The sequence below is a fragment of the Mesorhizobium sp. WSM3626 genome, assembly GCF_000513935.1.
GTDB classification, from domain to species: domain Bacteria; phylum Pseudomonadota; class Alphaproteobacteria; order Rhizobiales; family Rhizobiaceae; genus Mesorhizobium; species Mesorhizobium salmacidum.
Genome location: NZ_AZUY01000087.1, coordinates 1 through 6,551 on the forward strand (window position 1 = coordinate 1; position 6,551 = coordinate 6,551).

At 57.3% G+C, this 6,551-nt stretch carries 4 protein-coding genes and 3 pseudogenes; all 7 read left to right on the plus strand.

Annotation, left to right across the window (positions count from 1 at the left end):
* Positions 1-207: transposase domain-containing protein (locus tag M653_RS1000000138040; RefSeq protein WP_245262414.1), on the plus strand; the 207-nt coding region annotated here is incomplete at its 5' end.
* A gap of 14 nt (positions 208-221) precedes the next feature.
* Positions 222-344, plus strand: a pseudogene (locus M653_RS1000000137165) (IS110 family transposase); the annotation flags it as partial.
* A 1-nt stretch (position 345) separates the two neighbouring features.
* Positions 346-576, plus strand: a pseudogene (locus M653_RS1000000137170) (IS3 family transposase); the annotation flags it as partial.
* Positions 577-1,394: 818 nt separating this feature from the next.
* Positions 1,395-2,720: a CapA family protein gene (locus tag M653_RS0130810; protein WP_027146739.1), complete on the plus strand. Its 1,326-nt coding sequence runs from the start codon at positions 1,395-1,397 to the stop codon at positions 2,718-2,720.
* 68 nt (positions 2,721-2,788) lie between these two features.
* Positions 2,789-4,216, plus strand: a complete 1,428-nt coding sequence (locus M653_RS0130815) for a M20 family metallopeptidase (RefSeq protein ID WP_027146740.1) — start codon at positions 2,789-2,791, stop codon at positions 4,214-4,216.
* Between the two features lie 250 nt (positions 4,217-4,466).
* Positions 4,467-4,623: pseudogene (locus M653_RS1000000138045) on the plus strand (DUF1612 domain-containing protein); the annotation flags it as partial.
* A gap of 683 nt (positions 4,624-5,306) precedes the next feature.
* Positions 5,307-6,416, plus strand: coding sequence for a porin (locus tag M653_RS0130820; protein WP_027146741.1), 1,110 nt, complete (start codon positions 5,307-5,309; stop codon positions 6,414-6,416).
* Positions 6,417-6,551: the final 135 nt, after the last annotated feature.

Sequence of the window (6,551 nt, forward strand, 5' to 3'; positions counted from 1 at the left end):
CGACATCACGACGCCAATGGGCGTCCGCGACCGCGCAGTGCTTCTCCTGCTTGCACGTCTCGGCCTGCGCGCCGGCGACATTTCGGGCATGCGCCCGCCTACCTCGCCGACGTCATCACCCGCATCGTCGCCGGCCATCCGCAAAGCCAGCTCGACGACCTTCTCCCCTGGGCCTATGCCCCCGCGCCGCTCAAGGCCGTGGCCTGAGAACAGCGGTTACTCTGATCCGGCAGCGCAATGAGATCGAAGCGCAGGCCGACGAGCTGTTGCGGCACAGCCAGGATTATCAACTCCTGCGACAAATCCCGGGCATCGGACCGATTAACGCATTGACCATCATTGCCCGTGAACCACAAAAAGCTGTTCCTGCTCACGAGGAGAAGCTCGCAGTTCGCCCCCGCCGCGGTCGCAAGCGCGCGCAATCGGGACCAGGGCGCCAATGCTGGTGCAGCTGCATCGCAAGCGCTGGCCGCTCGACTTTGTGTCGGACCAACTCATCGACGGCGTCGCTTCCGCATTCTCGGCGTCGTCGACGACTGCACGCGGGAGAGCCTGGCCCTCGTTGCCGAGCGCAGCCGGCAGGATGATCGAACCGGGCAGCAAACACAGGATACGCGCGGTGGCGCTCCCCACCGTCCTCAACACGAGCTTCTGATCCAGGTGGAAGACCGCGAACATTATCTACAAGGTCACCCAAGCGGTGCCCTCACCGCCCTAGCTGACAGAGGTCCTTCCACCTGGCACCGCCCCTCGATGAACGCCTTTGATGAAGCGGATCGAGAGAGCGCTACGCCGCGTCGATCCCCAGCATGTACAGGAGCGTTCTTGGTATATTCTTGTCCCAACTGTTGTGCAAGGCTTCCCGGGTCCGGGCGAGCGCCAGCGACGACACGAGCCGCACATCGAAGATATCGCTTCGCCCATGCCATGGGTCACAAAAGAAGCGTCCAAGCCTATTGTGTCCGAATGAACCTTCGGAGGCATCCATGAACCTGTCTTCGTAGAGCCGCGGAGAGCCTCGAGGATCGGTTTTGCCTATATCAGAAAAATTAATAGGGCGTCACAAAAATTTAATAAATTGACGATTTTTGCGGTTCCTCCCATCGTTCGGGATGCAAGCTAGTGATCAGGCGCGTCCGCGTCAGGAAAACATCAGATCTGGCGTCTCGGTTAACGTCCACAAGAAGAGAACACCTGTGAAGTATGGCACACCTAAATCGCAACGTCCAACAACGTCAAAAAGTAGACACAATGGTCCCGTCCGCGTCACAAGATTAGCTAATAGTGTTAGCCGGCGACGTTTCCCCAGATCTCGGAAAATCCTACCAGCATAACCACAGTCGTTGTGGCTCCCAAGAGACCACCGTCGACTATACAGGGGATTCATTCAAATCATGCGCTCATCGTTTACTCTTGCATTAACGGGACAGTCTCTCATTTACCACGATCTTCGAAAAGTATCGGATGAGGGATTTGCCGCAATCAAAGAACTGATCCAAAAGGCGGATGTTTCGTTCACGAACTTGGAGACGACGATTCTCGGCCGTCATGGCGGATTTCCAACTAAGGGCTACTATTTCCAGTGCTCTTCAGCTGTCGTTCTAGATAGCTTGAAGGATATTGGCTTCAATACACTGGCGCTTTCCAATAATCACGCGTTCGATCTTGGGTCTGCGGGAGTGCTGTCCACACTCGAGGAAGTAGAGGAGCGTGCGTTTCTGCATGCAGGAATTGGAGTGGATGCTAGCGACGCGAGTAAGGCCGGCATTAAGCAACTCGGCAAGAGAAAGGTTGCCCTCATCGCGATGGATGCCGGACCCGGGCCTGCGATAAATTACGCTGATAATGCGGCAACCCAAATATGGGCTAACAATGTGGTTGGTACCCGTCCCGCTCGACCAGGGGTTAACAAACTCGACGTCTCGCGGGTGTTCGAGGTTGATGATGAAAAATTCACGAACCTGCGTTCCATTCAGGAAACCTTTCTAAGTAACGCTATGGAGCGCGGAAACTACGCGCAGCCGGACGATCCGCGTGAACTGACATCATCCGATGAGATCGACTTTTACGGAACAATTTTTCGGCGATCGCCGAAGAACTGCCGCAGGATCGCTATCGATGAGAAAAGCTTGCAGCGGCAGCTTGCCACAATCCGAAAGGCGGCGTCGGATGGTGCCTTCGTCGTCGCCTACCTTCATAATCATCATTGGGAACCCGATTGGAGCGAGGTTCCCGAATGGGTTCAGTCATTTGCTCGGTCTTGCGTTGACGCAGGAGCGAATGCGTTCGCCAGCCACGGCGCACCGGTGCTGCAGGCAATTGAAATCTACCGCGGGGTACCGATCTTCTATGGATTGGGAAATTTCCTGTTTCATCTACCCAAAGGTGAGGACGAATGGAGTTCACCCGACGTATGGAAAAGTATTGTCGCGACTTGCGGCTTTGATTGGGACAATAACTTGCTGTCAATCGATCTTACTCCGATTGTGATTGGGGGAGAGGACGAGCTTAGCAACAACAATTTTCATAAGCGCCTTGTGCCCGTGCCTGCTTCAAAAGGACTGGCTTATTCCATGCTCGAAGATCTATGTCGCCGGTCGCAAAAGTATGGAACCGCAATGATGTTGGAAGATGCTCGCGTTATTTTGGGCAACGGCAATTTGCGCAGCGTCCGGGTTATGGCGAGCACGTTAGCGCGCCGAGGCGCCGCATCTCGATAAGGCCTTGGATGGCTATGCGACCGCGCGATCGCAAGTGCGCGCATCCGACAACGAGGAAGAGACTGGACATGCACAACGACCGCCTGGGCCTCAATGAAATCGCAAGGCGCGTGAATGCCAAGAGCGTCGACTACTGTGCGCTCAGTGATCGCATCTGGGCCCTGCCGGAACTCGCGTTTGAGGAGCATCGTTCGGTCGCTGAGCTGATCGCCATCTTAGAGCGCGAGGGCTTTCGCATCACGAAAAAGGCGTGCGGGATGGCCACTGCCTTCGTGGCGGAAAATGGAAGCGGCGGGCCCATCGTCGGCTTTCTTGGGGAGTTTGATGCGCTGCCGGCTCTGGCGCAAGTTTCGGGCGCGACGGAGCACAAGCATCCCACGAAGGGCGCACCCGGGCATGGTTGCGGGCACAATCTGCTCGGTTCTGGATCTGCGCTCGCGGCCGTCGCTTTGAAGGACGCACTTGCGGCGGAGGGTATTCCAGGGACGGTGCGCTACTATGGATGCCCGGCCGAGGAGAGCGGCTCGGGCAAGACTTTCATGGCACGGGCCGGTCTCTTTGAAGATCTCGATGCTGCCTTCTGCTGGCACCCGAACGTTGTCAACGAGGTGCAAACCGCTTCGTCGCTCGCCTGCATCCAAGCTCGCTTCTGCTTCACGGGTCACGCGTCGCATGCGGCGGTTTCTCCCCATGTGGGCCGCAGCGCGCTCGACGCGGTGGAACTGATGAACGTGGGCGTGAATTACATACGTGAGCACATGCCTTCCGATGCGCGCGTGCATTACGCTATCACCAACGCGGGCGGCGATGCGCCGAACGTAGTGCAGGCCTATGCGGAATCGCTCTACCTAGTGCGCTCGCCGCGGTTGCCGGAGGCGGAACACCTATTCGAGCGGGTGAAAAAGATCGCCGAAGGCGCGGCGCTGATGACGGAAACCGCCGTAAAGACGCAGATCACTGATGCAAACTCGAACGTTCTGCCTAATAAGGTGCTGCAGGAGGTCATGTACGAAAACATGAAGCGCCTCGGCGGCCCTGGCTTCGACGAAACTGACTATGCTTTCGCCGAGCAAATTCAGAAGAACGCGCTCACGAAGGAGGAGATTGTATCAAGCGTTGCGCGTTATGACCCTTCGCTGGCGACTCAGGTGCTGCACGACGGGCTCCTACCTATCCCCACGCACGAAGGAGTGATGATGGGCAGCACCGATGTGGGCGATGTGAGTTGGATCGTGCCCACAGTTCAGTGCAGCACCGCCTGCTTTGCTATTGGTACGCCGTTCCACACTTGGCAACTCGTCACCCAAGGGAATTTGCCCGCAGCCCATAAGGGGATGGTGCTAGCTGCGAAGGCCATGGCCACAACGGCGGCCGATTGCCTGCGCAATCCGGATATCATCGCCCGCGCCAAGGCAGAATTGAAGGAGCGGACCGGCGGGCGCCACTACATTTGCCCGATCCCGCCGGACGTAACGCCAGATGACCGGCGTCGCTAGTGCGGCTTGATTGCACGCTCTCTCCCAAGATGCTCGCCGGGCGCAACCTTCAAACGTTCGCCTCCCAAGGCAATGTGGCTGTCGTCGGACCTGTTTCGACGGCAGCCACCTCTTACCACAGTGCCGAAATGGAACCTTCGATGACCACTGTCCAGCTTTCGGGTTTATGCGGTCTCACTCGACGGGTCTTTCGAGGTGGACCTGCCGACCAAAAACGCGAACAGGATGCTGCCATTGTTTCGGTACTGCAGCACCCTAGCTAGGCCGGCTGCTGGCGGCTTCGATGTTGCGCTAGGCCGGCCTGACGACCCGCGTCGCATCTTACCGCGTTCAATCTCGGCCTCAAAACCGACCAACGCCGGCATCGCGATCACGAAGTGCGCCTGCTAGCGATCACGCAGGGTTTGGTCGGTCGCCGAGCGCTCGTCTCCGCCCGCCTGATCGCCAAGAAGCTCGATCGCCAGAGATCTTGAAGGCGCCGAGAAATCTGGGTCCGGCCAGCGGGGCGTGACGCGCGTCAACATCCTGCGGCAGGTGGGTCGTCGTCCTGATTGCGGTGCCGGTCGGCGCCGACCGCTTCGTTCAGAAGAGATCAGAGCTAGATAGCTTGGAGGAGTCGCCGATGAGCGCTCGTCGGGTTTCCCGCTTAGCCTGCGCTGGCTGGCCGCGACAGAACTTCCCTTGGCGCTCGAGATTATCCCACGACGTGAAGCCCACCTGACAAAACCACCGCATCAATGCGTCCGCACTTGAAAGCTCGTGAAAGCTATATTGAGTGCACGTGAGCTCAGACCAAGTGGCTCGCCACCGAAATAACGTTCGCGTTGTGCAAGTTGTGTCATTTGTATCATTTGTGTAGTTGTGCAGTTGTGCAGTTGTGCATTTTGTAAGATATATCTGTGACCAAGCTGCAACATTCTCCAGTTATAGCTCGTAATTTGCTTTATATTGCTTGAATTATTCGTTTCCATAGGTAGCAGTTAACCTATGAAGAAGCGGCGCGATGCGCGTCTTTTTCGATCATCGGCAACGGGGAGACCTTTCAGCAAAGAACCTTTGCCCTTTTTAAACCCTTTGAGTGGAGATCTAAATGAACATCGAGAGGCTTCTTCTCGGCTCCGCCGTGGCCTTGGCCGCGGTCACCGGCGCCCACGCGGCAGATGCCGTCACCGCGGCCGAGCCGGAACCAGCTAATTACGTCAAGATCTGCGACGTCTATGGAGCCGGCTATTTCTATATCCCTGGCACCGAAACCTGCCTGCGCATCGGTGGCTATATCCGCTGGGATGCTTCGGCCGGTGAGGCAGGTTCGTTCGACGGCCGTCGTGCTGTCGACCATGAGGACGGAACTACCAATGATACCTGGCACAAGAAAGCCCGCCTCTCGCTGAGGACCTGGACTGGTCAGGAAACAGAACTTGGGACGTTAAAAACTTACACTGAAACCCGTTTCAACTATTCCGACGGCAGTTACAGCAGTTCGTTGAATTTTGTCTGGATTCAACTCGGCGGGCTGCGTGTCGGCAAAGATGAATCGGCCTTTGACACATTCATCGGCTACGCTGGCAACGTCATCAACGATACGCTGGTTCCTTACGGCGACTTCGACACCAACGTCGTGCAGTACTATTTCGACGCCGGCAATGGCTTCTCGGCCGTGGTCTCGCTCGAACAAGGATCCGGCGTCAAGGGCACGATCGACAGCTATATGCCGCACGTCGTCGGCGGCGTGAAGTACAAGCAGAGCTGGGGCGCGATTACCGGCGTCGTCGCTTATGATAGCAACTATGAAGAAGTCGCCGGCAAGCTCCGCTTGGACGTAAATGCCACCACCGAACTGTCGCTGTTTATCATGGCCGGTTATGGCACCAGCGACAATCTCAACGACCCGACCTTTGCGATCCCTGCCGGGGACCGCGGCTTCTACAAGCAATGGGGCGGCAACTTGGCAGTCTGGGGCGGAGGAACCTACACCTTCAACAAGAAGACCGCGTTCAACCTTCAGGTGTCGTATGACCAGGCCAAGGAATTTGGGCTTGCGGCGAACGTCGCTTACAAGATCATCCCGGGACTCACGATCACGGCCGAAGTTGACTGGGCACATAACGACCACGACAGCAACGGTTACAACTGGACCGGCATCCCAGCTGGCAAGAGCGACGCCGTCGGCGGCTTCCTCCGATTCCAGCGCTCGTTCTGACGGATCGAAGCATTAAACTATAGCGCCGTTGGATGGTGAGCGCTGTCCCGGTAGCACCTTTCGCGCATGGTCGTGAGCGACGATGCTCGGAGCCTTTGAGGGCTTCGACACATGACGATTTCAGAGCTTACGCTT

What these genes read in the sequence shown, in the direction of transcription:
- M653_RS0130820 (WP_027146741.1), top strand. Translation starts at nt 5,307, where the DNA reads ATGAACATCGAGAGGCTTCTTCTCGGCTCCGCCGTGGCCTTGGCCGCG.
- M653_RS0130810 (WP_027146739.1), top strand. Translation starts at nt 1,395, where the DNA reads ATGCGCTCATCGTTTACTCTTGCATTAACGGGACAGTCTCTCATTTAC.
- M653_RS0130815 (WP_027146740.1), top strand. Translation starts at nt 2,789, where the DNA reads ATGCACAACGACCGCCTGGGCCTCAATGAAATCGCAAGGCGCGTGAAT.